Source organism: Cyclobacterium sediminis (assembly GCF_054781075.1).
On record NZ_BAAGVC010000010.1, the window covers coordinates 25,286 to 52,116 of the forward strand.

A 26,831-nucleotide genomic window follows, 5' to 3' on the forward strand; every position below is an offset into this window, starting at 1 on the left:
TAAAATAAGAAAAATGAAGTGGTCATTGATCAAAAACCAACAAAAATATATAATGTCATCGTTCACATGGTTCATCCTACTATTAATTATTTCTTCTTGTGAAAGAGGTGAGTCCAAAACCGCTGAAGGGATAACCGAAGAGCCATGGGAGATCATTTTCAATGGAGAAAACCTGGAAGGTTGGACCCCAAAGTTTCAGCACCATGAATCAGGAGATAATTATGCCAATACTTTTCGAGTGGTAGATGGCGTAATTCAGGTAAATTATGATGGCTATGAAAGTTTCGATGAGCGCTATGGCCATCTTTTCTACAAAAAACCCTATGCTTCCTTCCATCTCAAATTCGATTATCGTTTTACTGACCAATGGATGGAAGACGCACCAAGCTATACCTACAGAAACAGCGGGGTGATGTTTCATTCTCAAGCCCCTGAAACCATACTAAAGGAGCAAGACTGGCCGATATCCGTAGAATATCAAATGCTGGCAGATGCCGGAGATGGTAAGCCGAGACCTACCGGAAACATGTGCTCTCCGGGTACTGAAGTTTACTTTGAAGGAGAAATGGATCCCAGGCATTGCATAAACTCCAGCTCTCCTACTTTTCCATGGGATGAGTGGGTGCATGCAGAATTAATCGTATACAGTGATTCTCTCGTGATACATAAAGTAAATGGTGAAGAAGTTTTACAATATACCAAACCACAAATTGGAGGTGGTGTAGCCACAAGATTTGATCCTGCCTATAAAGTAGACGGAAAATTATTAAGAGAAGGATACATTGGACTACAAGCTGAAGGACAAGGAGTTGAGTTTAAAAACATAAAAATTAAAGCTATTCATTAATAATTTTATTTGAGAAACCTTTCAGCAAAAGCTTCTTTAAAAGCCCTGCCAATGGGTAATTTTTCCCCATCAAGTAAAGTAATCATATTGCCGGAAACCTTTTCTACTTGAGAAATATTTACAATAAAGGATTTATGAATGCGCACAAACTGCTGTTCATCCAATAAATCCAACCACTTTCTCATGGGTTCAGAAGACAGGTATTTTTTTTCCGGAAGAATAATGTCGCAATAATCTCCATCTGCTCGAAGGTATATGATATCCTGAAAAGGAATACGAATATGATCATAACCTAGTTTGACAAAGTGTTCCTTTCTTTGCTGCTCAGGTCTATTAGAAACATATTCTTTAGGCAAAGAAAAACCTGCAACGGGAACCTTCCCTACTGCCTTTACAAACCTTAAAAAAGAAAAAGGTTTCAATAAATAGTCCACCACATCGAGCTCATAGCTTTCTAAAGCATATTCGGAATAGGCAGTTGTAAGGATGATATAAGGCTTTTTATTGAGACTTTTGAGAAACTCTAAGCCTGTTAACCTTGGCAGGTGTATGTCCAAAAAAACCAAGTCTATGTCATTGGTATTCAAAAAACTCATGGCTAAAATGGGGTCACTAAAGGTTCCTTTTAGCTCTAGGCTTCCCAAGTCTTCTATGTATTTTTTTAATATCCTTTGTGCAGGTGGCTGGTCTTCTACTATGATACAGTTCATATCAGTCTTTGTTCAATACCATTTCTAAAGTTACCTTATACATTGAATCCGTCTGCTGAATCTCCAACTCATGCGCATCATGATAAAGCAAGTCCAATCTTTTTCTAACATTGCTTAATCCAATGCCTTTTCCGGCATTGGCATCCACATTATCGCCCTTGTAATTGTTTTGACAAACAAAAATCAATTTTCCACCCTCACTTATCGTCAACCTAATGTCTATCACAATTTGTTCCGATTGACCGGATTGACTGTGTTTAAATGCATTTTCTATAAAAACATTCAATATTAAAGGAGCGATTACAAATCCTGAAATTTGTTCTGGAGCCTCAAAGCTAACCTTCCCTCTTTCCTCTATCTGCATTTCATACAAGCGAGTAAAATTTCTCAGGTGCTCTATTTCCTTCGAAAGAGGAACTGAAGTTTCTTTGCATTCATACAGCATATACCGAAGTACTGAACTTAATTCAAGTATAATTTCCGGAGTTTTAGCAGATTTCACAACTGCATACGAATAAAGATTGTTCAGGTTATTAAAAAGGAAATGAGGGTTTATTTGGGACTTTAAAAAAGTCAATTCCCCTTCTTTAATGATGGCCTTTAACTCTTCTACTTTCCTTTGGTTTCGAAGGGCATCCCAAGCAAATTTAAAGCCTGATAAAATTACAATAACCGGCAATACTTGACCTAAACTAAACATCACACCGGGAAACCCTGCTCCCCTTGAGTCAGGAAAATACCATTTTTCTATCACAAATTCTTCCATAATAATGACCAGGGCAAGGATTATGATGGTTAGACCGAAAAAGGCTATGTATTTTTTTGAGTAATAAAACTTAGGTAATAAAAGGTAACTAATGCAAAGATTTGCAATGGTATAATTGAGAAAAAAAACAACATCATACCAATGAAAAGAATTGACTTTGCTCGGATGATTGCTATCAATTACATAAAAACTGAAAACCAAAGCATGTAAAACAAGCTGAAAAAGAAGCTCTTTTCTTGATAAGTGCTGAACTGTGGGATGCCTACTCATGGTATAAATATATGAATTGTGTAAGCCAAGAGACAAATTTTATGGTTGAACATCAAATATATCACTGTAAACAACAAGCTTTTCTTAGAAATCAAAATTATGTCGTTTGGCAGATAAATAGAGCCGTTTACCGAATACATTATTAGGATTCAGGATTTATTATCAAATTCAAATTACAAACCGAAAATATTTAACTTCATGAAAAGACTACTAACATTTGTCACAGTATTGTTTGTGACATTATTTTCTTCACTGGCACAGGATATTGAAGTATCCGGTAAAGTGGTGGAATCCAAAAGCAAAAACCCAATTGAGTTTGCTACCATTAAATTACTGGATAAAGCCTCAGGAAATCTTTTGGTAGGAACCACTACTAAAGCGGACGGTGGGTTGTTGCTGATAACCCAAGCGGAAGAATTTGTTCTTGAGATTAGTTTCATTGGATTTATTTCAAAGACGGTTGAAGAATATGAATTAAATAATGGAAAAGTTGATTTCGGTACAATATTATTGGAAGAAGATAGCAAATTAATGGATGAAGTAATTATCCGAGGAGAGCGATCGTCCACAGAGTTTAGGTTAGACAAAAGAATATTTAATGTAGGCCAGGATTTGAGTAGCACGGGGGCAAGTGCACTTGAAGTGCTTAATAATGTGCCATCAGTCACAGTGGACATTGAGGGTCAGATTCAATTGAGAGGGGCAGGTGGTGTACAAATCATGATTAATGGCAAACCTTCTGTTTTGGCCAGTGATGGTGGAAATGCATTGGGTACTTTGACAGCCGATATGATTGAAAGTGTTGAGGTAATCACCAATCCATCAGCAAAATACGACGCTGAGGGCACCTCCGGTATTATCAATATCGTCTTGAAGAAAGAAGAAAAGAAAGGGATTAATGGCTCTGTATCTTTAAATACAGGGGTACCTGAAAACCATAGTTTAGGGTTTAGTTTAAATAAAAGAACAGAAAAATTCAATCTCTTTAGTCAAATCGGTTTTGGTAAACGAAAATTCCCGGAAAACTATAAGGGCTATAATAGAAATGAAACGGCCAATACGGAAATAAATAATTATGGAGAAAGAGACAAGGGAGAATCATTCTTAAATATAATCTTGGGAACAGATTATCACATCAATGATAAAAACGTACTTTCACTCACCGGTAACTTTGCTTATGAATGGGAATCAGAAACTTCTTTAATAAACTATCAAGCCATTGGAGCAGACAATGTAGTTTCTTCTGCCTGGCAAAGAGATGAAGTGACTTCTGCAACCAATCCAAAATGGCAATTTGAGATGCAGTACAAAAAGGACTTCTCTGATAAAAAAGATCATTTTCTATTGGTAAGTGCTTTGGGTAGCTCCTTTTCAAAAGATCAAGAATCTTCCTTTAACAATACACCTGAATTTGGGGAAGAAGCCATGAGCGACCAACAGCAAACCCAAACGGACTTTGGTCAGGTGGAATACACTTTTAAAGCCGATTATACCGAGCCCTTTACTGAAGAAATAACCTTTGAAGCCGGTGGTCAATACCTGATTACTGACGTTGGCAATGATTATTCTATTAGCAACTGGGAAAACAATCAGTGGGTGGTCGTAACCGATTTGTCCAACTCTTTTCTATACAATCAAAAGGTTTTAGGAATTTACAGTACAGGTGCTTATGAGGGAGAAAAAGCCGGAATAAAGTTGGGCTTAAGGATGGAAAACACCGATTTGTTTACCCTTCTGGAACAAACTGACCAAGAAAACAACAGAAACTTCACCAACTTTTTCCCAACGGTTCATACCTCCTATAAAATGAGGGATAACTTTAGCCTTCAAGCCGGTTATTCCAGAAGAATAGCAAGGCCAAGACTATTTGATTTAAATCCTTATTATAATATTAGAAACAATTTTAGTATCAGAACAGGAAACCCGGATTTACTACCTGAATTGACAGATAGCTATGAGATCACAGGAATATTTGATCACAAAACCTTTTCATTAAGCTCTTCTTTATATCACCGATACATCACCAGTACTGTAGAGAATGTGACTCGGTTTGAAGGGGATGTGGCCATCTCCATGCCCATGAATATCGGTACAAACAAAACCACCGGATGGGAAATTAATGGTAAATACACTCCTTTAGATTGGTTGTCATTTAATGGAGATTTTAATTACAATTACTTCCATAGAGAAGGCACCTATGAATCAACAGATTTTGATTTTAATGCCGATCAATGGTCATCAAGGCTGACCACCAAAATTGAATTCCCTGCTGATTTTACCCTAGAGATGGTAGGAAATTATCAGTCTAAAAGACAAACTTTCCAAAGCTTAATGAGTGGATATGCCATGGCAGACATAGGTATTAGGAAAAAAGTATTGAAAGGAAAAGTGATCCTTAACCTGAGCGTAAGGGATGCTTTTGCCAGTAGAATTTTTGAAAGTGAAACCATTCAAAACAACTTTTCTCAATACAGCCACCGAATGCGTGGGCGTTTTGTGACTTTTGGTTTAAGTTACGGATTTGGAAAAGGAGAAGCCATGGAGTTTAGTGGTCAAAAAAGACGTTTTTAAAACATAACAAGCCTCTAAAAGAGTGGGTAAATAATTATAATATGCTTGTTATACAGTTGTCACAAACCTTGTTTTGTGGCAACTTTTTTTGTTTTATTGTAGCCTGAAGCTGAAAGAGGTATTTTTGCCCTAAATAGGCATTATACCATCTGTGACCTATTGAAGTCACTTCAAGATTTGCACTCCCTGCAATCCCAACATCCCATGAGAAATTTCAAAAAATCTTATTACAAAATCCGGGTCTAATAGTATCATTCAAAAATTGGAGAAGTCCATTTCGCCAGCGCTGAAAAATATTAAAGCAACGCCTAAAACAACGATGTCTAATTTTAAAGTAAATGGAAGAAATATATTTTTAAACTGTTAAAAACAATCCCTAAAGTAGCTTAAGGATTAATCTTCCAAACTACTTTAGGGAAATTAAATAGGATTGATAATCAATGGACTAACCAAGAATCCATTCTAAAAATGGAGACTTAAAACTATGGGTAGGCCTCTTCAACTCAACACAGCAAGGGGACGTTATTGACTACTGCCATCCCCCACCAAGGGACCTGTACAAGTTGGTCAAGGACTCAAGTTGAGTATACCTTGTATTAATCAATTTGATTTCAGAATTCAATGCATTTTCTCGGGCAGTAATCACTTCCAGATAATTTCCAATACCATTGTCAAGCAGTTCCTCAGAATAGTCGATGGCTACCTTGTAAGCATCTAACTCCAGTTTTAAGAGCTTTTCCTTTTCCTTGGCTGCTTGAAAATTATACAGGGCGTCAGAAACCTCTTTCTCTGCATTAAGAATGGTATTTCTAAAGTTTAAATACGCCTGCTCTTGTTGGGTCTTGGCCACTTCTAACTGGGTTTTTAACTTCCTTCCATTTAAAATTGGTTGTGTAATACCCGAAATAATATTGGCAAAAGCAGAATTCAAACTGAACAATTGATCCAATTCCAAACTCTGGATACCTCCGGTGCCTGTAATACTTAAGGAAGGATATAAATTGGTCTTTGCCACATTGCTTAATTCAAAGGCATTGATCAGCCCGTATTCTGCGGCAAATACATCCGGTCGGTTTCGCAATAATTGCACCGGAAAACCTATGGATAGTTCTTCAGGTAAGCTTTGCTCATCTAGGCTGCCTCTGGAAATTTCTTCAGGGGACCTAGCCAATAATATTGCCAATGCATTTTCAGTTAAATGCAAGTCCCTTTGCAAATCCACTTTCAAGGCTTTGGCGGTAAACAGTTGTGCTTCTGTTTGCTTCACTCCTACCTCGGTAACTATCCCTGCAATTTTTAATGAAGCCGTTGTTTCCAAAGCCTGTTTCCTGTTGCTGATAGTTGCGTTGGTCAGTTCCAATTGTTCGTCCAAAGCCAACAATCTAAAATATAGATTGGCAATGTCATTAATCAGCCTGGTTTTGACAGCCTGATGTGCAGCAACGGATTGCAAATAGGTGGCTTCAAAAGCTCTTCGCTGGCTTCTAATTTTTCCCCAAATGTCTGCTTCCCATGAAAAGCCAACTGAAACCTCATATTGGGTGATACCTCCATCAAAAAAGGAACCGAATTGAGAGTTTCTTGACAATTCTTGATGAGTTGCTTGACCTGTGCCAGATAAAGTGGGCAATTGCCCCCATTTTCCCTGCTTGTAGTAAGCCTGTGCTGCAAGAACCTTCTGTAATGCTGTCCTTATATCAATATTGGCAGCCAGCCCTTCTTCAATATAATCAACCAAGGCAGAGTCAGTAAACACTTCTCTCCACGAATAATCAGCCATCGTAATGCTGTCTTCAGACAGCAAATCTGTTCGATAATAACTTTCATCTACCAGATCATTGGCCTGCTGGTAATCTTTGGCCACAAAGCATGATGGTAAAATTATCAACAAAAAAGGTATATATAGACTATTTTTAAACATAGTAATTAAGCGTTTTCTAGAGCTTTGGCTTCCTTTTTAGGACTGATTTTTTCCTGAAGCCATTGAAATAAAATAAACAAAATAGGGATGACAAAAACGCCAAGCACAGTACCGATCAGCAAGCCACCTACAGCTCCTGAGCCAATAGACCGGTTACCCGCAGCTCCAATGCCATTGGCAAAGGCTAAAGGCAACAAGCCGATGATAAAAGCAAAAGAAGTCATGAGTATAGGCCTTAACCGTACTTTGGCCCCTTCAAAAGCAGCCTCAGTAATACTGGCTCCCCCTGCCCTGCGCTGCATGGCAAACTCTATAATCAAAATCGCATTTTTTGCCAAAAGTCCAATAAGCATAACCATGGCAATTTGAAAGTAAATATTAGCCTCCAATCCAAGGAAATAGGTAGTTAAATATGCCCCCATTACCCCAACTGGCAAGGACAATAAAACCGCCAATGGAATAAGGTAACTCTCATATTGAGCAGCTAAAATAAAGTACACAAAGAGTATGCTTAGCAGAATAATAAAGGTGGTTTGACTACTGGCATTGATTTCCTCTCTAGTCAAACCGGAATAATCCACGGCAAAATTTCTCGGCAATTCGGTTGCGTTGACTTCTTGTATGGCCTTGATGGCATCACCCGTACTGTATCCGGGAGCCGCAGCACCGTTGATGGAAACCGAGTTAAATAAGTTAAATCGGGTAACTGCCTGGGGACCATAGACCCGCTTAAGTGAAAGGAATTCAGAAATAGGAGCCATCTCCCCTTGTTTATTCCGGACAAACAATGAATTCAGGTCATCCACTTCGGCCCGATCTTGAGGCAGTGCCTGCACATAAACCCTGTATTGCTTACCAAACTTAGAGAAATCTGCAGCGTAAATACTTCCAATATACCCCTGAAGGGTACCCAATATGCTACTTACACTTACCCCTGCTTCTTTCGCTTTAGGAATGTTAAGTACCATCTCATATTGAGGATAACCTGTACTGAATGCGGTTTGTGCATATTGGATTTCCGGCCTTTCCATCAACTTACCCATGTATTTCTTAACCTCAATGTCCAATTCATTAAAGCTACCTCCGGATTGGTCTAAAAACTTCAATTCAAACCCAGAAGAAACACCAAAGCCTGGTATACTTGGGGGTGCAAAGAACAATATTTTTGCACCGGGAATCCCCGCTGCAATACCAAACATTTTACCTATAATGGCTTGGGCCGACAAAGAATCAGCACCTCTTTCCTCCCAAGGTTTCAAACGAATAAAGCCTAACCCAAAATTGCTTCCTTCTCCTGAAATTAAACTAAAACCATTGACCATCGAACCACCTTCCACTCCAGGTAGGTTTTCAATGGATTGCATCAGTTCATCAGTGACAGCAACGGTTCTATCCAAGGAAGCGCCTTCAGGTAGCACTATATCAGTAAATATCAGCCCCCTGTCTTCATCCGGAACAAAACCGGTAGGTGTATTTTCAGCTGCCCAAAAAATAGCACCAAACGAACCAAAAATGATTACTCCCGTAATCCATTTGAAGCGGTACAAAAATTTTAATGCCCCCACATACCTTGCTGTAGTGATTTCAAATGCTGTATTGAAACCGTTGAAAAAACGCTTGACTAAACCGGGTTTCTTACCTTGCTCTTCAGTGTGTGGTTTTAGTAATATAGCACAAAGAGCCGGACTTAAGGTCAAAGCATTTACTGCGGAAATAGCAATGGCCAACATTAAAGTAACCCCAAATTGCTCATAAAAGACACCTGTAGGACCGGTAATAAAGGTAACAGGAATAAATACAGCTCCCATTACCAAGGTAATTGAAATAATGGCACCGGTAATTTCTTCCATTGCTTTATGAGTAGCCTTCTTGGCATTTTTTACGCCACCCTCCATTTTAGCATGGACGGCTTCCACTACCACGATCGCATCATCCACCACTATTCCTATGGCCAACACCAATGCAAATAGTGTCAATAGGTTAACCGAATAACCCAAAACATTTAGGAAAAAGAAAGTCCCAACAATGGAAACAGGAACAGAAATAGCAGGTATTAAGGTGGACCTAAAATCCTGAAGGAAAATAAATACCACGATAAAAACCAATATAAATGCTTCGATCAAAGTGGTGGTGACTTTAGCGATAGAAGCGTTAAGAAAATCATTGGTATCAAAATTTATGAAAATTGACAATCCTTTGGGAAACCTAGGTTCCATATCATTCAAGGACGCTTTTACATTGTCTATGATTTCTTGCGCATTCGAACCGGGTGTTTGGTATACAGCCATACTTACACCGGGTTTTCCATTGGTATACGACATCACAGAATAGCCTTGGGCATCCATTTCAACATCAGCCACATCTTTTAACCGAAGAAATTGGCCATTTCCTAAAGCTTTAATGACTATATCCTCATATTGATCTTCATTTTTATAACGTCCGCCATATTTGATCACATATTCGAAAGCCTCTGCATTATTCTGACCGATTGACCCTGCTGCCGCTTCTAAACTTTGTTCATTAATGGCCGCAGTGACATCTGCAGGCATCAATCCATAAGCTGTAAGTTTATCAGGTTTCAGCCAAATTCTCATGGCATAATTTTTCGAGCCAAAGACCGTAACATCACCCACTCCCTTGATTCTTTTCAGTGAAGGAATAACATTGATATTAAGGTAATTCTGAATAAATGTGGCATCATATTCAGGATTGTCTGACACCATGGTGAAAAACATCAATGAGCTGGTTTGTTGCTTTTGGGTAATTACCCCTGACTGAACCACTTCACTTGGCAATAAAGGGTTGGCTCGAGCTACCCTATTTTGAACATTTACCGCTGCAATATCCGGGTCTACTCCTTGGCGGAAAAACACCTGAATGGTGGCTGCTCCACTGTTACTGGCTGTAGAAGTGATATAATCCATGTCTTCCACCCCATTTACTTGCTCTTCAATGGGTATAATCACACTTTCTAAAACTGTCTCTGCATTTGCTCCTGGATAAAAAGCCGTAATTCTTACTGTTGGTGGCGCAATGTCCGGATATTGACTGACCGGCAAGGCCAATAAACCCAATACACCGAGAATCAGAATTAAAATAGAAACTACTGTGGATAGTACCGGTTTGTCTATAAATTGTTTGAGCATTTTATTCTATTTAAAAGCTACTTTTAATTTTCCTGCTACACTATCAAAGGGTACTAGTCTAGGCGAAATCTTCATATCTCCCCTTACCTTATCAATTCCCTGATAAACTATTTTATCTCCCTGGTTCAGGCCTTCTTCTACGACTAAAAACTGTCCCACTTTGGCTTCTACTTTTATCAAAACCTCTTCAACCACCGCGTCTTCTCCTACTTTATATACATAAGTTTTACCTTGTTGTTCATAAATAGAAGCTTCCGGAATTACCGGCATATTTTCATAGCTGTTAGGTATTCGGATTTTTCCACTATTGCCATGTGCCAACAAGCGGTTTGGGTTTGGAAATGTGGCTCGGAAATTGACCGTCCCTGTCGATGGGTTTACCTGTCCCGTTACGGTTTCAATTTTTCCTTTGTGGGAATAAATTTGACCATTCACTAATTCAAGTTCCACCTCTGGCATATTCTCTAATTTGTCATCGAGAGATTCTCCGGCGGTGATTTGAAGCATGTTCAAATACTCCTTTTCATTCATGGCAAAAAAAGCAAAAACATTATCTACCCGTGAGACAGTGGTCAAGGGATCCGAAGGACTTACCAATGCACCTTGACGGTAAGGTATGGCACCTACATGGCCCGATACCGGACTTTTGATGGTTGCATAATCGATATTGGCAGAAATACTATTATAAGTAGCCAATGCCTGATTGTACCTTGCCTCAGCGGTTTTTAGCTGAACACTACCTATAATCCCTTTTTCAACCAAAGGCTTCAGCTTATCTACATCTACTTTTGTAGCGGCTACATTGGCCTTGGCAGCTGCGGCATCTGCATCCAAAGACTGGGTTTCAAGTTTAAACAAACCCTGCCCTTTTTTCACTGCTTGGCCTTCGTCTACCAATACCTGCGTAATATAGCCTGAAACCTTTGCCCTAACTGAACTACTCACTACCCCTTCTAAACTGGTGGGATAGCTGTCATAACCGGTAAGGGTTTTATTGGGAACTTCAAGTATAGGAATGCTCGGGGCCTGCTTCGTAGTCATGTTTTTGGTTTCTCCTTCCGAACAGGATTGACTCAGCACCGCAAGCATGATGAGTATTACAAAAGAAAATTTCTTCATTTAAATGATTATTTATTATGCTAGTTAAAAATTGGATTCTTCTTATACTTCTGCCATTCCGTACCACAACTTATTGATCAGTAGTTCTCGGTCTTTCTCATCCAATAGAATCGAACCGAAAACATTGATTTTCGAAGCCATAACTACACTCCCCATGTACATGGCAACATATATTTCGGGCTTGGTAGGTTTCAGGTATTTATTGTCAATTCCCTCTTTTAGAAATGTAAAATAGGCTCCGGTAAAATGATGCGGACTCCTTTCTTGATTGTAAGGTGAATTGATAAACTGTTCAAAGAACTGTAAAACCTTAGGGTTTCGGGTATAATAAAGGTAAAGGGCCTTCCACCTCGAATAAAATCGCTGCTTGTATTCTTTTTTTCCTTCCAATTGACCGGACACATGTGCTTCCACCTTGCTGCGGTAGTAACAATACATTTTTTTCATTAAGTCATCTTTGCTGGAGAAATAATGATAAACCGTTCCTGTGGAAACATTTGCCTCCTTGGTCAGTAAACTCATTGATGTCCCATGAAAACCAAATTTGGCCACAAGTTCGAGCGCTCCTTCATAGATGGCAATCTCCTTTTCCGGAAATTCTTTTATATCTTTCATAACTTTAGATCGAACGTTCATTCTATACGCAAAACTATGAACTAGAGTTTAGGCTACCAAGGGATAATTACCAATTTTTTACAAAAAACTATATTTCATTCTGTCTCAACGGAAAATGAAACAAAATTCAATAGAATATTTTAAGACAGAAAAAAATAATAAGTTGATATTTAACAATCAAGGAAAAGATATTTGATAAATTGACTAAATACAAAATAAAAGACAGCAGTAAAAACAAGAAATTAACAAAATAGTAAAAACCATTAATCCAGTAAAGATTAAAACAAAGAAAGTTTTGGAAAGAAAATTCTCCTTGGTATTCATTAAATTACAGCAAACTTGGATTAAAATGAAAAACATGAACCCTAAAAAAAAACCAAGATTTCATTGGATTGTTATTCTTACCATACTTATATCCAACAATACTTTTTCCCAAACCAATACCGGTGAGGCAAAATTAAGTCAAGCCTTTCATCTTACTGCCAAACCTTGGCTAAGGTCTGTGGTCGATAAGGATGATTTTCTTGAGTTAATTGAAGCAACTTGTGAGGTTATGGCGAATAATCAAAATCAATCAGGTGCAGTCATAGATCCCTATCTCAAACGGGAGCATCAATATTCAACCCCCTATTTTGCCTTTGGAGTTGGCGTATTGTTAAAAGCAGGGCAAGGGAAACAGCTAAAAGATGCAGGCATTAAAGCCATGGAGCATAGCACCTTGGCTTTTTCTAAAGGAAGTAAAGCCATTCCGGATGAGCACGGGGAGTTTTTTATTAGCCCCCTAACCAATGCACTTCATTTTTACAAAGCCCATGTCTCAAAAGAACAGTTTAAAGTCTGGACAGAAAGAATGGAAACACCATTATCTGAGGTAATGCAAAACTTTGATGGCAGAATTAACAATTGGCGTACTTATGCAATGAAAGGAGAATGGAGCAGAGTCAATCATAACCTAAGCGACAAAAAATTTGCTACTGAATTTATTGAAACTGCCTGGAATCAATACAGCCAAAGAATACGAATTGTCCATGACAAATGGAACATGTACCAAGATTGGAGCAGCGATCCTCAATCCTTAGCTGTAGAAGCAGTAGGTAGAGGAAACCTTATTGCCCTTGCTACAGAAGGTTACGATGGCCCTTCTGCATCTGAAATAATGAAAGCTATAAGAAAGGGCACATTTACGAGTCTCTTTACCCAGTCTCCGGATGGACAGGCTCCACCAAATGGCCGGACGGACAACCATATTTTCAATGATGTATTGTACCAATTGGCTTTTGAGGTAATGGCAGAAGATGCCTGGAATAATGGGGATCAATACCTGGCTGGTCAATACAGAAGAGCTGCCAATTTAGCTTTTAGCAGCATTCCTCGCTGGCAGAGGGATTCAGGTGCATTTAAAGGATCTTTTTTTATAACAAAAAATCATTTCGATCCCAAAGACCGAATTGGATACCAGCCTGCCAGTCAGTGGGGCAACTATACAGGGGCCTTGGTCCAGCACCTGGCAGAAGCTTGGTTAAGCCGAAAAACTGAAATCCCCGAATTTCCAGCTCCTGCAGAAATTGGTGGATACGCATTCACTACAGATGATAGCTTTGGAGCATTTTTTGCCAATGCCGGTGGTTTTCAAGTTATGGTAAATTTAAGGGGCGCTTCTGTACCCAAATATGGAAAGAGTTGGACACCATTGGGAACTGTAAGAATGGTTAAAAAAGGATGGGATGGTCGATTAGGCCCTTCTGACGGAGAGCATGATATTTCAAAAAACAGTTCATTCCAAATGAAAACCGGTGATGGGACACTCGTAGATAGTTATGGACCTCAATCAGGGATTAGCTTCGGCCCGGAATGGATGGAAAGAGGTCATTGGGTAAGAATTGCAGATGTAGCCTCCACCTATCGCGCAGAGGCAGAAATTAAGTTTGTGCACCCTTTATTGGTGAAATTTACCATACATTACAGCTATGTAACCGGTAGAGGTGGGCCCTATTTTAGCCAAGAATTTATACTAACCCCGGATCTATTGGTCACGAGATTGAGAAATGCTCAAAACCAGCCATTTGGATTGACTGTTCCTTTACTAGAAGATGATGGAAGGCCGCTAATCACCGCAATAACAGATAATATGGCCCATACAGGCTATAGTCAAAATGGCGATCGCCAATATTTTATCGGGTTAAATAAAGATGTCAAAACAGTTTCTGACGCCCCATCCATTCAAAGTACCTATGGTTGGTTAAAACCAATCAGGTTTGAAAGTCAAGAGGAATCAATCGACCTTATGGTATATCCAAAATCAGCCTCCGGCATGAGTGCCAAAACAATGTATGAAAATTTTGAGTGGACAACGGATGGATTTATCACTCCACTCGCAGAAATTAAAGGCAACCTTTATCGCGGAAGCAATGTAGCAGGAGGAGAAAGTGATGCCATGGATTTGGATGCAGATGGAAAACCGGATGTGGTATTCAGCCAAAAATGCGGCTTTATGTTACAATTAAAGGGCAATACGATTTATAGGGTAGAAACTGATAAAGAGGTTACCATGACCTACCAGGGGAAAGACTATACAATAGCTGCATTTCAACCCTTCACCTTAGATTGATAAAAAACCATTAATTTTATTCCATTCCATATAAAGCAACCAAACATTCCCATTAGTTTTGTGGTGTTATTTGGCACCCTTACAGTTCTCTTATGAATTTAAAACCACTGCTCCCTTATATTTGTCTATTCGTTTTGTTTATTTCTGCCGTTTCCTGTTCAGGCAAATTGGAAACAGGAAGCATTAATATGGAAAATTGGAAAAAAGACAGAAATGGGTGTCTTGGGTTACGGCTTCAGGATTTAGAGGAAATCAAGCAATTAAAAAACACATTCTTGGCAAAAAACAATCAAGAAATTATCCTGACTTTTGGTCGTCCGGACAGGGTGGAGCTTGTGGATAAAAGTCAAAGTTTCTTTATATATTTTTTAGAACCCTCTGATCGTTGTGAGCAGCAAACAGAAAAAGAACCTTTAAAGGTTCTTTTTCGACTCAATGCTATAAATAAAGTTAGCGAAGTAACGGTTACTACCCTTAATCCATAAAACACAAAGCTGCTGCACCCAAGGTGCCGGCATCATTCTCTAAGGTTGCTTTTGATATGGTCAAGTCTGATAAGTAATAGGCACTTAAATATTGACGGATTGTTTTTTCAAGCTCGGGCTTAATAAAAGGCAGGGCTGCGGATATACCTCCACCAAAATAAATTTCGGTAACATCCAGAATCCGAATCGTAGAAACCAATGCTTCTCCCAAAATGGCTCCCAATTCAGCAAAAGTCCTTAAGGCAATGCCGTTGTTGTTTTTAGCCGAAGCGACCAATAAATGAATACCAAGCTCCTTCCCTTCCATCTCACCAATTTCTTCAGGAAATTCCTCCATCATTTTCTGGGCCATATTCAAAATTCCATTTCTACCGATCAATGGCTCCAACCTGCTATTTCCTCTGGATAGCATGTGTCCTACCTCCATGGCGTTTCCTCTTACACCTTTAAACACTTTTCTATCCAGGATCAAAGCACTACCGATACCGGTACCCAGTGTAATGAACAGGTAATCGTCTGCAGTATTCCCTTTACCAAAATGAAATTCGCCCAAGGCTGCCGCACTTGCATCGTTCTCAAGATGGAAAATGATATCGGGATAATTTTCTATAAGCGCTGCTTTTAAGTTAAACCCGTTAAGTTCAGAAATCGCAGGAATCTCCAGGGTTGTAGTTCTATCTTTGCTCACGAGGCCAGGCAAACCAATACCCACGTGTTTTACTTCCGGGTTTTTCTCCAAATATTTCCCTACTACTTCTACAAAGGCTTTATTAAATCCTTGTGCACTTTTTCTTAATAAGCCTGTATCTTCTTTGCCAAATTCTATGATTCGGCCATTAGTGTCTACGAGACCAATTTTTACATGGGTTCCTCCCACATCTATGCCTAAAAAAACTTCAGTTTTGTTATCCATTCTATACTCAAATCAAATTTCAAGATGTAAATACCGCTAAGTCAAGCTTTTGATCAACGATCCGTAAAAGCATACCTCATGCTGATCAACAAAATACATGAATAGGGCAAAAATAGTAGATTTTCTTTCAAATCCTTTAATCAATAATATAATTAAAAAAAAACCTTTAGGAGAAGTCTTAGACCTTATAAATGCCATCCTCCTTAATCACAATCATTTTCTTACGATACAATTGACCAATGCATTGCTTGAAATGCTTCTTACTCATTCCAAAAACTTCTTTAATTTCTTCGGGGGAAGATTTATCCGTTAATGGCAAAAAGCCATTCTCCTTAAGCTTGTCATAAACTTGGTCAGCGCCTTCATCAAACTTTTGACGTCCTATGGGGGTAATGATCAGATCAATTTTATTATCTTCCCTGATTTTTTTGATAAAAGCCCTTACGGTGTCTCCTATATCAAGAGGCTTAAACACCTCATTGGCATAAATCAACCCCTCATAAAAACCATTGATCAGCACTTTATAGCCCAAATCAGTCAGGTCAAAAATCAAGGCACTTACTTCTTCGCCTACTTTAAAACCACTGGTATCCGAAAGAATAAAATCCTCATATTTACTTACCGCAATTAAACGAGAAGTTCGGTGATCTACACATACTACCACCAAAACCTTATCCCCTGGAGACACAGGCTGGCGCATTTCAGATTTTGGGAGAAACAAATCTTTTTCTAATCCCCAATCAAGGAAAGCCCCTATACTTGTCACATCTTTCACTTCCATGACAGCAAATTGATCAAGCAAAGCCAATGGTTTGTCTGTAACGGCTACAGGTCTATCCTCACTATCTGTGTAAATAAAAACTTCCTTTAAGTCTCCCTCTTTCTCTTCCCCATTCAGGTATCGCTTAGGGATCAATAGCTCATCCCCATCACTTAAAGCAAGATAAGCACCATTGTCCGTGAATCTATTGATCGGTAGGGTGCTGATTATTCCTAATTCTCTCATATTTGTATTTCCGTATCTTTTGTAATTGACTACAAATTGCGACAAAGGTAATGATTTTTAATAGGGAATTACCGAGGATTAAATAAGTATCCTAAAATGTGCCACACATCATCTATATCTTCCTGAACCGGGTTATATAATCATCTTTTTGTTATAATTTACGGTTTCAACCTATCGATATTAAATTAATCACTTAAAATTAGGAGTCCTTGGACTTACCACCTATCCTTTATATTAGATAAATAAGCGTGGTATTTTTATACCTTTTATTCTTCTGCTGATTCCTTTAAATAGAGTTTGAATAAGGTTAATTCAACGTTGAATGGAAATCCGGATAGGGAGTTTCATCCGGTATTTAACTTTTGATCAGTAATTTCCGGAAATCAGTTCATAAAAGACAACCTCAGATCTTTAGGCTTATCTAATAAAACATAGCTTGTTTTATATGAAATGGCCTTCGTCTAAGCAAATTCATAGATTTAAAAGCGGTCAAAATGAAAATTTAATGGTAAAATTTTAAATCGCGATTAATTTTTTACCTTCAAAATTATTATTACCCCTATTTTAGGTTTTCTTTGTGTAACAAAAATTCTTTTCAAGCCAAACAATCAATATGGAGTCTTTAATACACGCCCTAAACAACATCATATGGAGTAATGCATTAATTGTTCTTTGCTTGGGTGTCGGGATATACTTTTCAATTGTTACAAAATTTCTTCAGATCCGGTATTTCAGGGAAATGATCAAATTATTGTTTGGTGGAGAATCCTCTGACAAAGGAGTAACTTCATTTCAGGCCTTCGCAATCGCCATTTCGGGAAGGGTTGGAACAGGAAATATTGCGGGAGTGGCAACAGCTATAGCCATGGGAGGACCCGGAGCTATTTTCTGGATGTGGATCATTGCCTTTTTGGGAAGTGCTTCTGCATTTATAGAAGCCACCCTTGGTCAAATGTATAAGGAGGTTAAAGATGGTCAATATCGTGGCGGTCCCGCTTTCTATATTGAAAAAGGTTTGGGGATTAGGTGGTATGCAGTTTTGTTTGCCTTTGCCACCATTCTTAGTACGGCTTTCTTTTTACCGGGTGTGCAAAGCAACAGCATTGCCATCAGTGTAGAAAATGCTTTTAATGTCCCCGTTTGGATCACAGGTTTGGTGATTTGTGGTTTTCTGGCCCTAATTATTTTTGGAGGTGTAAAACGAATTGGAAAGGTGGCCCAAATAGTGGTTCCTTTTATGGCTGCAGCCTATATCATTATGGCCATTATTATTATGGCCATGAACTTCACGGAGATCCCCGGAGTAATTAAATTGATCATTACTTCTGCTTTCAATGCTGAAGCTACTTTTGGTGGTATTTTTGGAATGGCCATCTCTTGGGGGATCAAACGAGGGATATATAGCAATGAGGCAGGTCAAGGAACAGCACCTCATGCTGCCGCTGCTGCTGAAGTAAGTCATCCTGTGAAACAAGGTTTAGTGCAGGCATTTTCTGTGTATGTGGATACCTTATTCATTTGTACGGCCACTGCCTTTATGATCCTCTTCACGGGGCAATACAATGTAATTAATCCGGAAGGCGGCTTCTTGGTTGAAAACCTTCCTGGTGTTACCTATGGTCCCGAATTTACCCAATTCGCAATCAGCGAACATTTTCCTAATCTTGGTGCAGGTTTTATTGCCATATCCCTGGCATTCTTCGCCTTCACCACCATCATGGCCTATTACTATATCGCAGAAACAAACCTAAGTTTTCTTCAAAAGGATCAGCACCGTGATTGGCCTTTATTTGCACTTAGGGCTTTGATTATAATTGCAACCTTTTATGGAACCGTAAGGACTGCTGAACTGGCCTGGACATTGGGTGACATTGGTGTAGGCATAATGGCTTGGCTCAATATGATCGCAATTATTTTGCTTCGCAAACCTGCAATGGCCGCTCTCAAAGACTATGTGGATCAAAGGAAGAAAGGACTGGATCCAACTTTTGATTCTAATAGCTTAAATGTAAAAAATATCGAAGAGTGGGATAAAATCAATTGATATATCCTAAGAAATTTTCTCCCTGACTTTCCGCTTTAATGTTTAAGGTAAGAGGGGGGAATATTGGGCTTACCCTTAAAAAAAATGTTATTATCTGAAACTTAAAAACATTCAGTACCAAGTCCAAAGGCAGACCAGTCAATTGGCTGATTAAACCCGGAACATACAAAAGCCCTTTAATTCCGTGCTGAAATCGATATAAAATCAACCACTACGTATTTTTTTCAATTTTACCATTCCGATGCTAATCTAAAATTTCCAAACAACTTGAGTTTTTTTGCGATTGCTCCATTCCCTGAAAAAGCTCAGGTCATGCATCAAGAAGCTTATAGCCTCATAAGGGTTAAAATACTTGTTCTTTTTTTAATGCTTTGGTAGGAGCTCAGCTTAATCCTGATACTTCTTTCAAAACTTTAGGATAGGGATATAAGTTTAATTATTTAGGAAATCATTTTTTGGTCAGATTATTGAACTGGAAAGCAATAATTTCTTACCTTATTACTATTAAATTCTAAACCCAAACGTAGCATGGAAAAGATTTTTTCTCAACCAACCAATGGAAGTCTTGTTCTCCTTCCCACCTTGTATAAGGTATGGTCGGATGCCAATATTACCAACAGCGAACATGAGGCTTTTCAGTCTTTCTTTAAAAAAGCAGATTGGTTGAGCAAAGAAGACAAGGATTATTTAACCAATAAATTAGACCCTGAATTTCCTCCGGCAAGAGAAGAGTTGGAGCTGTGGTGGAAAACCATTAAATCAGCGGTTGCTGAAGACAAAGTTTACCCACACCTTTCCAGCATTGGAGTAGAAATATTAAAAAAGCATGCACCTAATGTTGCGCAAAACATCCCATTAGAAAAGGTTGAAAATGAACTGGCCAAGCTGGAAAACCAGTTGGGAATCATAGGCAAGTCCGCTGCTTTGACATTTAAGTCTAAGCATTCCAATCTCTCTACCTCCTATGAAACACAAGCAGCCTTTGCTACTGAAAAATTAACCTGCCTCTTAGATGGCAAAAGAAAACCCTTGATAGATGAAATCAAATCTTTTATATCTAAGAAGGAATTTGATTACGTAGATCCAGGAAATTTAAGAGAATACAGAGAGCAAGTACTTCTTTGGTGCAAAATGTTGGCTGACAAAGGTTATGGATCCATCGGCTATCCAGAAGAATTTGGAGGAGCCAATGACATGGAAGGATATTTTACAGTCATGGAAACCCTAAGCTATCGTGACCTGAGTACGGTAATAAAATTTGGTGTTCAATTTGGCTTGTGGGGAATGAGCGTTTATTCCTTGGGAACGAAAAAACACCACGAAAAATATTTAGAAGATATCGGAAGTTTAAAACTACCCGGTTGTTTTGCCATGACAGAAACCAATCATGGTTCAAATGTTCGTGGCATAGAAACTACTGCCACTTACAATCACCAAGAAAAAAATTTCACTATCCATACACCACATATAAATGCAAGAAAAGAATACATCGGCAATGCAGCCCTTCATGGGAGGATGGCCACTGTTTTTGCCAAGCTAATCATCGATGGAAAAGACTATGGGGTAAGTACATTCATCGTTCCATTACGGGATAAGGAAGGCAATACCTTACCGGGAATATCCATTACGGATTGTGGTAGAAAAATGGGCTTAAATGGAGTAGACAACGGCTTGATAAGTTTTGACTCCATTGTTATTCCCAAAGAAAACATGCTGGACAGGTTCTCCTCTGTTGATGATAATGGAGATTTTCAAAGCCCCATTGCCAGTGACAACAAAAGGTTTTTCACCATGCTGGGAACTTTGGTTGGTGGAAGGATAGGTATTCCTCGCTCAGCAATTGCTGCATCAAAATCCGGCCTTACCATAGCCATTCGGTATGCTGATAAGCGTAGGCAATTTGGACCCGATGGCACTGCAGAAGTACCCATACTCAACTACCGCATGCACCAACGAAGACTGCTACCTCTTTTGGCCAAAACTTATGCCTGTCATTTTGCCATGGAGTACGTTACAGATCGTTTCCTAAATAGGAAAGAGGAAGAAATGCAAGAAATTGAGGCATTGGCTGCAGGTTTAAAAGCTTATGCTACCTGGCACAATACCGACACCCTACAGGAATGTAGAGAGGCCTGCGGTGGTAAAGGCTTCCTTTCTGAAAACAGGATTGATGCCCTAAAAAATGATTCGGATGTATACACCACCTTTGAGGGAGACAACACGGTTTTGTTACAACTTGTAGCCAAGAGTAGGCTCAGTGCTTACAAAGAACAGTTTGAAAACATGAACTTGTTTACCATCATCGATTATGTGGTAGCCAAAGCCAAAACAAGCCTAACCGAAAAGAATTATATTATCACTAGAAATAAGGACGAGAGCCATCTTTTGGATTCTGAATTTCATCTGAATGCCTTTCAATACAGAGAAAACAGCATTCTAAACGCTGCAGCCAAGAGGTTAAAACGATTAATGGGTGAAGGAATGGATCCTTTTGATGCGGTGAATGTTGCTCAACATCACCTTTACACATTAAGTTTGGCATATATTGAAAGGGTTGTTTTAGAGAAATTTATTGAGAAAATTGAGCAAACGAGTGATCCTGAACTTAAACAAGTTCTCAAGCAACTCTGCGACCTCTATGCCTTGCATCAAATTGAAAAACACAATGGATGGTACTTGGAGCAAGGCTATATGGAAGGTGGTAAATCCAAGGCCATTCGAAAAATGGTCAATCAATTGTGTTGGAATATGCGTAAGAATGCCGTCCCATTGGTCAACGCATTCAATATTCCTGACGCATGTCTTGCTGCTCCTATAGCCACCTAGGTTTTTATGGAAGAAATCCAGGTATTTGTAGTTCTAGGGCTCTCCTTACTGTTTTTTATATGGGGAAAGATAAGGTATGACCTTGTCGCGCTTTCTGCGTTAATTTTGTTGGCCATACTTGGTCTCGTCCCTTATGATACTGCCTTTATGGGGTTTAGCCATCCGGCTGTCATTACCGTAGCTGCCATACTTGTGGTAAGTAAAGGGCTTGAAAATTCAGGAATAGTCAATGTAATTGTTGCATTTATGGAGAAGGTTGGAAATAACCTTAGCCTCCAGATTGCTACCATGTCCGGAGCAGTAGCCCTTGCTTCCGGATTTATGAACAATATAGGAGCCTTAGCTATATTTATGCCTGTTGCCATACAATTGGCAAGGAAACACAATTATTCTCCATCCGTCATTTTAATGCCCATTGCTTTTGCTTCTTTATTGGGTGGGCTTACCACCCTTATTGGCACCCCTCCCAATATCATTGTATCTTCATTTCGAGCCCAAAGTGGAGAGGCAGCATTTGGAATGTTTGACTTTACCCTTTTGGGAGCCGTGGTGGCTATTGCCGGTGTTTTTTTCATTTCTACAGTAGGTTGGCGATTAATTCCTATAAGAAGAGGCGAATTTTCCAATGAAGCTTTATTTAAAATTGAAAACTACATTACAGAAATTGTACTTAGAGAAAATTCTTCTCTAGAAAACAAGGCCATCCAACATATAACAGGAGATAAAGAAATAGATGTCAAGGTCTTAGGCGTAGTAAGAAACAAGGTTAGAATTCATGCGCCAAGCCCCTATTTTATCCTTATCCCCAATGACATTCTTATCATGGAGTCCAATACTGATGACTTGGAAGAATTTATTAACAAATACCAAGTTGATCTCGTGGGGGATGAAGATTTTTTAGAAGAGATTGAAGATAAAAATGAAATCGTCAATACTGAGGGAATCATACAAGAAAACTCATCATTGATTGGGCAGACAGCATCGAGTATACATATGCGTTCAAGGTTTGACGTTAATCTATTGGCCTTGTCGCGAGGAAATAGGACTCTGATAAAGCGAATCGATCATGAAGTTTTCCGCTCGGGAGATGTATTACTCTTGCAAATGAGAAGAGATAAAATCTCGGAAACTTTTAAAGAGATGCAATGCTACCCTTTAGCCAAGAGAAGCATTAAAATTGGTCAACCAAGACGTACTGCCTTGGCCCTGTTTCTCTTTGTCTTGGCTATTATTTCAGTAGTATTGGGTTGGCTTCCTGTTGCCATAGCTTTTACTTTGGCAGCCATGGGAATGGTTTTTAGTAAAATTCTTCCTTTAAAAAATCTTTATTCAAGTATCGACTGGCCTGTTATAATCTTGCTTGGCGCAATGATTCCCGTAGGGCATGCCTTTGAAAGCAGTGGTGCCGCCAATACCATTACCCAATTGATATTGTCAAGTGCCCAAAATTTACCTACATGGACCCTTCTTGGATTGATAATGCTAACGACCATGCTTTTGTCTGCTTTGATAAATAATGCAGCAACGGTGGTATTAATGGCCCCGATAGCCTTACAAATAGCTACTGCTTTACAGTTTTCAGCTGATCCGTTCCTAATGGCCATAGCCATAGGGGCCTCCTCCTCATTTCTCACCCCTATAGGACACCAGTCCAATACACTGGTTTTAGGTCCTGGAGGCTACCAGTTTGGTGATTATTGGAAACCAGGACTACCTCTAACCATCATTGTAATGGTAGTAAGTATCCCCATGATATTGTGGATTTGGCCGCTCTAGCAAGAGCGATTCCCAACTGCCTCAACGGCCTACTAAAATCAAATGCTAAAGACTAAAAAAAGGGACATTGTTTCTGCTTCAGTAACAATGTCCCCTATCCGGATTAAAGTCTATTCTGGAACTTCACTTCCCCACCAATCTTCATTGGGTTGCCAGTTTTTGTCCAAGAAATCAAGTCGCTGTCTTTCAAGTCGAGGCATCAATTCATTTTCCATATTATCGAGTCTTTCCTCGAATAGTGATTGATCGAAGGCTTCATCCGGCCTAGGCATCAATACTTCCTTATCATTCAAGTACTCGGTTAGTAAAGTAGATAAGGATGCCTTTATTTCAGGAGAAGCTTCTGAAAGTTCTTTTTCCTCAAATGGGTCATCAGGAATACGATACAATTCCTCATGTCCATCTTCAAAATACCGAATCAATTTCCAATCTCCTTTTCTCACCATGGCAGAAGGCACTCCTCCTTGGTTTCCATAATGGGGATAATGCCAGAATATAGGTCGCTGGTCCAAGGCTTCACCTTCAATCAGAGGCTTCAAACTTCTCCCCTCAATTTCCTGAGAAATATTCACCTCTTCTGGAAGATAATCCAATAAAGTAGGCAGAAAATCCGCACCTACTACCGGGTAATCAACAGGTGCTTTAGGTTGTGTTCCCGGAACTTTTATCAAATAAGGTACACGTACGCCACCTTCCCAATGATGTCCTTTACCACCTTTAACAAACAAGTTGGAGGTGGCAAATGCATCTCCTGCAACTACTCCCCCATTGTCTGAGGTAAATACCACGATTGTGTTTTCCGCAAGCCCCAATTTCTCAAGTTGATCCATCACTATTCCCACAGCATCATCTACATATTCTACCAGGCCTGCATAGTTGGGATTGTCCTGAACCGTTCTAAATGGAAGTTTCTCTCCCATCTCAAATCCCTTATCAGCGATCCCCATGGCTTCAGCTTTATCTCTATATTTAGCCCATTTTTTTTTGCTGGTTTGTACCGGAGCATGTACCGCATAAAAAGACAGAAAAGCCAAAAACGGTTTGTCTTTACTTCTGTCCATAAAGTTGGCTACCTCATTTGCCAATCGGATGGTAAGGTTCTCACCATCGGGGCCATTTTTTATTTTAGGGTTGGTGTAAGGCGCAAAAAAGCCTCCTGAAGGGGACCCCTTCTCCCAACCGCCAATATTTTCATCAAATCCATGATCCTCCGGATAGCTCCCTTCATCTCCCAAATGCCATTTTCCTGCAAAAAAAGTATTGTAGCCATTGGCTTTGAAGGCTTCTGCCAAGGTGGTACTTTCTTTTGGCAGCTGATACACATAATCTGCAGGAAGCATGGGGTCATGCCTCTTATGTGTCCTCCAATTCTCTCCTGTTTTCGCTCCAATCCAATCGGTAATGCCATGACTGGCGGTAAACTGACCGGTCATAATCGTGGCTCGGGCAGGGCTACATACCCTACTTCCTGAATAACCATTGGTAAATTGCCAACTGTCTTTGGCCAAGTTGTCAATATTGGGTGTCTCATAAAATGTGGACCCTGAATATCCCAGGTCCGCATAACCCATGTCATCCACCAGAATAAATAAGACATTGGGAGCCTTCTTTGAGATTTCCACTTTTTCTGAAGTACAGGAAAAGGTCCCCAGGCATAGCAAACATAGGCTTGCTAAACTCAATTTGGATAATTTGATCATTGTTTAAAGTCTTAATGTCTTAAAAATTTACTTATTAAGTTCAGATGCATACAATTTAAAAACCGGATTGGGTGTATGGTTTTCCTCCATCAATGCTTTGAATGACTTCACCAAGTCAGGATGCTGGTCTGCGATATTGTCTTCTTCCCCCGGATCTTCTTCCAAGTTGTACAATTCAATTGGAGGGTTATTGTCTTTTCTAAGATTAAGTCTAATGGCTTTCCATTTGCCTTTCCTAATGGCTTGTTTTCCTCCTTGTTCAATAAACTCCCAATACAAATACTCATGTTCTTCCTGTTTTTCTGCTTCGCCAAGAAGCGTAGGTTCAAAGGAAATCCCATCTGTATTTTCGGGCAATTCGCTTCCTGTCAAAGCTGCAACTGTAGGGTAAATATCCCAGAAAGCAGAAATATGATCTGTTTTGCCAGGTTTAATTTTTCTTGGCCAATTGGCAATCATTGGAACCCTGATTCCCCCTTCGTACAAATCCCTTTTGTAACCTTTCCAAGGACCATTGCTATTGAAGAAGTCGGGGTCTGCTCCTCCCTCTTTATGGGGTCCATTGTCTGAAGTGAAAATTATTAATGTATTGTCTCTGATCCCCAATTCTTCAAGCTTGCCTACAATTTCTCCTACTTGTTTATCCAGTAATTCCACCATGGCCACAAAGGCAGCCCGGGGCTCCTCCTGAGACATATAACCTCCAGTTTTATAGTTAGGTCCTTCATCCACTCCTTTATAGCGCGTTTCATCAAACCTACCCCGATAATTTTTCATTTTCTCTTCCGGAACGATTAATTCAGCATGTGGGATTATGGTAGGTACATACAGGAAGAAAGGGTTTTGACTATTTTCTGATATGAAATCCAAGGTCTTTTTATGGATAAGTTCAGGGCCATATTCCTCCAAATTTGTTCCGGCATTTCCTTCCAATACCAAGGAATCTTGATTGTCCCATAGGTGAAAAGGGTAATAATTATGGCCCATTCTTTGGCAATTGTATCCGAAAAAAACATCTACTCCTTGTTTATTGGGATCCCCTTCAGAACCAGGATACCCTAATCCCCATTTACCAAAAGCTCCAGTAGTATAGCCTTCTGCCTTTAAAGACTCAAATATGGTAAAAACAGAGTCGGGCAGCGGGTATTGACCTTCAGGCTGTATTTCATAATTTCCCCGTACCGGAGCATTTCCTGTATGTAACCCAGAAACCAAGGTACTTCTGGAAGGTGCACACACCGTAGAACCGGAATAATGTTGATTAAAAAACAAGCCTTCCTTAGCTAGTTTATCAATATTTGGAGTTGCAATATGTGCTTGTCCATTAAAGCTTAAATCACCATAACCTAAGTCATCTGCTAAAATATAAATGATATTTGGTTTAGATATGGTAGATTCAGGCGTTGTGTTCCTTTCCTGTTTTGAGTTACACCCAAATAAGGAAAGAGTAAGCAAGCCAAGACTTAAAAAGATAGAAGGTTTGTTCATATAAATTAAAGGTATTCAAA

Annotated in this window: 17 protein-coding genes; 7 read left to right on the forward strand and 10 right to left on the reverse strand. The window is 39.3% G+C overall.

The genetic code is table 11. The features are described 5' to 3' along the window. Positions 1–52 precede the first annotated feature (52 nt). Positions 53–847 (forward strand): 3-keto-disaccharide hydrolase, encoded by a 795-nt coding sequence (locus ACYVHJ_RS11700; RefSeq protein WP_339901077.1) that lies wholly within the window; start codon positions 53–55, stop codon positions 845–847. Positions 848–852: 5 nt separating this feature from the next. Here ACYVHJ_RS11700 and ACYVHJ_RS11705 read toward each other — a convergent pair whose 3' ends face one another. Together ACYVHJ_RS11705 and ACYVHJ_RS11710 are read right to left on the reverse strand one after the other, a co-directional pair. Beyond that, complete coding sequence (locus ACYVHJ_RS11705; RefSeq protein WP_460514965.1) at positions 853–1,557, reverse strand: LytR/AlgR family response regulator transcription factor; 705 nt, start codon at positions 1,555–1,557, stop codon at positions 853–855. A 1-nt stretch (position 1,558) separates the two neighbouring features. Then, entirely contained in the window at positions 1,559–2,593 is a 1,035-nt protein-coding gene (locus tag ACYVHJ_RS11710; protein WP_460514967.1) for a sensor histidine kinase, read from the reverse strand. Positions 2,594–2,791: 198 nt separating this feature from the next. Here ACYVHJ_RS11710 and ACYVHJ_RS11715 point away from each other — a divergent pair, with 198 nt between their 5' ends. Beyond that, positions 2,792–5,164 (forward strand): TonB-dependent receptor, encoded by a 2,373-nt coding sequence (locus ACYVHJ_RS11715; protein ID WP_460514969.1) that lies wholly within the window; start codon positions 2,792–2,794, stop codon positions 5,162–5,164. A gap of 529 nt (positions 5,165–5,693) precedes the next feature. Here ACYVHJ_RS11715 and ACYVHJ_RS11720 read toward each other — a convergent pair. Genes ACYVHJ_RS11720 through ACYVHJ_RS11735 form a run of 4 tightly spaced genes read right to left on the reverse strand, consistent with a single transcriptional unit; the run spans position 5,694 to position 11,965 of the window. Next, positions 5,694–7,085, reverse strand: a complete 1,392-nt coding sequence (locus ACYVHJ_RS11720) for an efflux transporter outer membrane subunit (RefSeq protein ID WP_460514971.1) — start codon at positions 7,083–7,085, stop codon at positions 5,694–5,696. A 5-nt stretch (positions 7,086–7,090) separates the two neighbouring features. After that, positions 7,091–10,231 (reverse strand): efflux RND transporter permease subunit, encoded by a 3,141-nt coding sequence (locus tag ACYVHJ_RS11725; protein WP_460514973.1) that lies wholly within the window; start codon positions 10,229–10,231, stop codon positions 7,091–7,093. A 6-nt stretch (positions 10,232–10,237) separates the two neighbouring features. After that, positions 10,238–11,350 carry an efflux RND transporter periplasmic adaptor subunit gene (locus tag ACYVHJ_RS11730; RefSeq protein WP_460514975.1) on the reverse strand — a complete coding sequence of 371 codons (1,113 nt, stop codon included), beginning with the start codon at positions 11,348–11,350 and terminating at the stop codon, positions 10,238–10,240. A gap of 42 nt (positions 11,351–11,392) precedes the next feature. Then, positions 11,393–11,965: a TetR/AcrR family transcriptional regulator gene (locus tag ACYVHJ_RS11735; RefSeq protein ID WP_339904972.1), complete on the reverse strand. Its 573-nt coding sequence runs from the start codon at positions 11,963–11,965 to the stop codon at positions 11,393–11,395. A gap of 358 nt (positions 11,966–12,323) precedes the next feature. On the opposite strand from ACYVHJ_RS11735, the gene ACYVHJ_RS11740 reads away from it, so the two are divergent. Both ACYVHJ_RS11740 and ACYVHJ_RS11745 read left to right on the forward strand, forming a co-directional pair. After that, a complete protein-coding gene (locus tag ACYVHJ_RS11740) occupies positions 12,324–14,573 on the forward strand; it encodes a hypothetical protein (RefSeq protein WP_460514977.1) in 2,250 nt (749 codons plus the stop codon). A 92-nt stretch (positions 14,574–14,665) separates the two neighbouring features. Beyond that, positions 14,666–15,058 carry a hypothetical protein gene (locus tag ACYVHJ_RS11745; RefSeq protein ID WP_460514979.1) on the forward strand — a complete coding sequence of 131 codons (393 nt, stop codon included), beginning with the start codon at positions 14,666–14,668 and terminating at the stop codon, positions 15,056–15,058. Here ACYVHJ_RS11745 and ACYVHJ_RS11750 read toward each other — a convergent pair. Together ACYVHJ_RS11750 and ACYVHJ_RS11755 are read right to left on the reverse strand one after the other, a co-directional pair. Continuing rightward, complete coding sequence (locus tag ACYVHJ_RS11750) at positions 15,048–15,971, reverse strand: ROK family protein (RefSeq protein WP_339906124.1); 924 nt, start codon at positions 15,969–15,971, stop codon at positions 15,048–15,050. The genes ACYVHJ_RS11745 and ACYVHJ_RS11750 overlap by 11 nt on opposite strands. A gap of 178 nt (positions 15,972–16,149) precedes the next feature. Further along, positions 16,150–16,977, reverse strand: coding sequence for a CvfB family protein (locus ACYVHJ_RS11755; protein ID WP_460514982.1), 828 nt, complete (start codon positions 16,975–16,977; stop codon positions 16,150–16,152). A 613-nt stretch (positions 16,978–17,590) separates the two neighbouring features. Between ACYVHJ_RS11755 and ACYVHJ_RS11760 the strand changes: the two genes are divergently transcribed. The 3 genes from ACYVHJ_RS11760 to ACYVHJ_RS11770 all read left to right on the forward strand — a co-directional run bounded on the left by ACYVHJ_RS11760 (position 17,591) and on the right by ACYVHJ_RS11770 (position 23,623). Continuing rightward, positions 17,591–19,021 (forward strand): alanine/glycine:cation symporter family protein, encoded by a 1,431-nt coding sequence (locus tag ACYVHJ_RS11760; protein ID WP_339900980.1) that lies wholly within the window; start codon positions 17,591–17,593, stop codon positions 19,019–19,021. 528 nt (positions 19,022–19,549) lie between these two features. Next, the gene (locus tag ACYVHJ_RS11765) at positions 19,550–21,847 is read left to right on the forward strand and encodes an acyl-CoA dehydrogenase family protein (RefSeq protein ID WP_460514984.1); all 2,298 of its coding nucleotides are present in this window, start codon (positions 19,550–19,552) and stop codon (positions 21,845–21,847) included. Between the two features lie 6 nt (positions 21,848–21,853). Then, a complete protein-coding gene (locus ACYVHJ_RS11770) occupies positions 21,854–23,623 on the forward strand; it encodes an SLC13 family permease (protein WP_339900982.1) in 1,770 nt (589 codons plus the stop codon). A 110-nt stretch (positions 23,624–23,733) separates the two neighbouring features. On the opposite strand, the gene ACYVHJ_RS11775 is transcribed toward ACYVHJ_RS11770, so the two are convergent. Beyond that, positions 23,734–25,323: a sulfatase gene (locus tag ACYVHJ_RS11775; RefSeq protein ID WP_460514987.1), complete on the reverse strand. Its 1,590-nt coding sequence runs from the start codon at positions 25,321–25,323 to the stop codon at positions 23,734–23,736. A 27-nt stretch (positions 25,324–25,350) separates the two neighbouring features. Continuing rightward, positions 25,351–26,811 (reverse strand): arylsulfatase, encoded by a 1,461-nt coding sequence (locus ACYVHJ_RS11780; RefSeq protein WP_460514989.1) that lies wholly within the window; start codon positions 26,809–26,811, stop codon positions 25,351–25,353. Positions 26,812–26,831 lie beyond the last annotated feature (20 nt).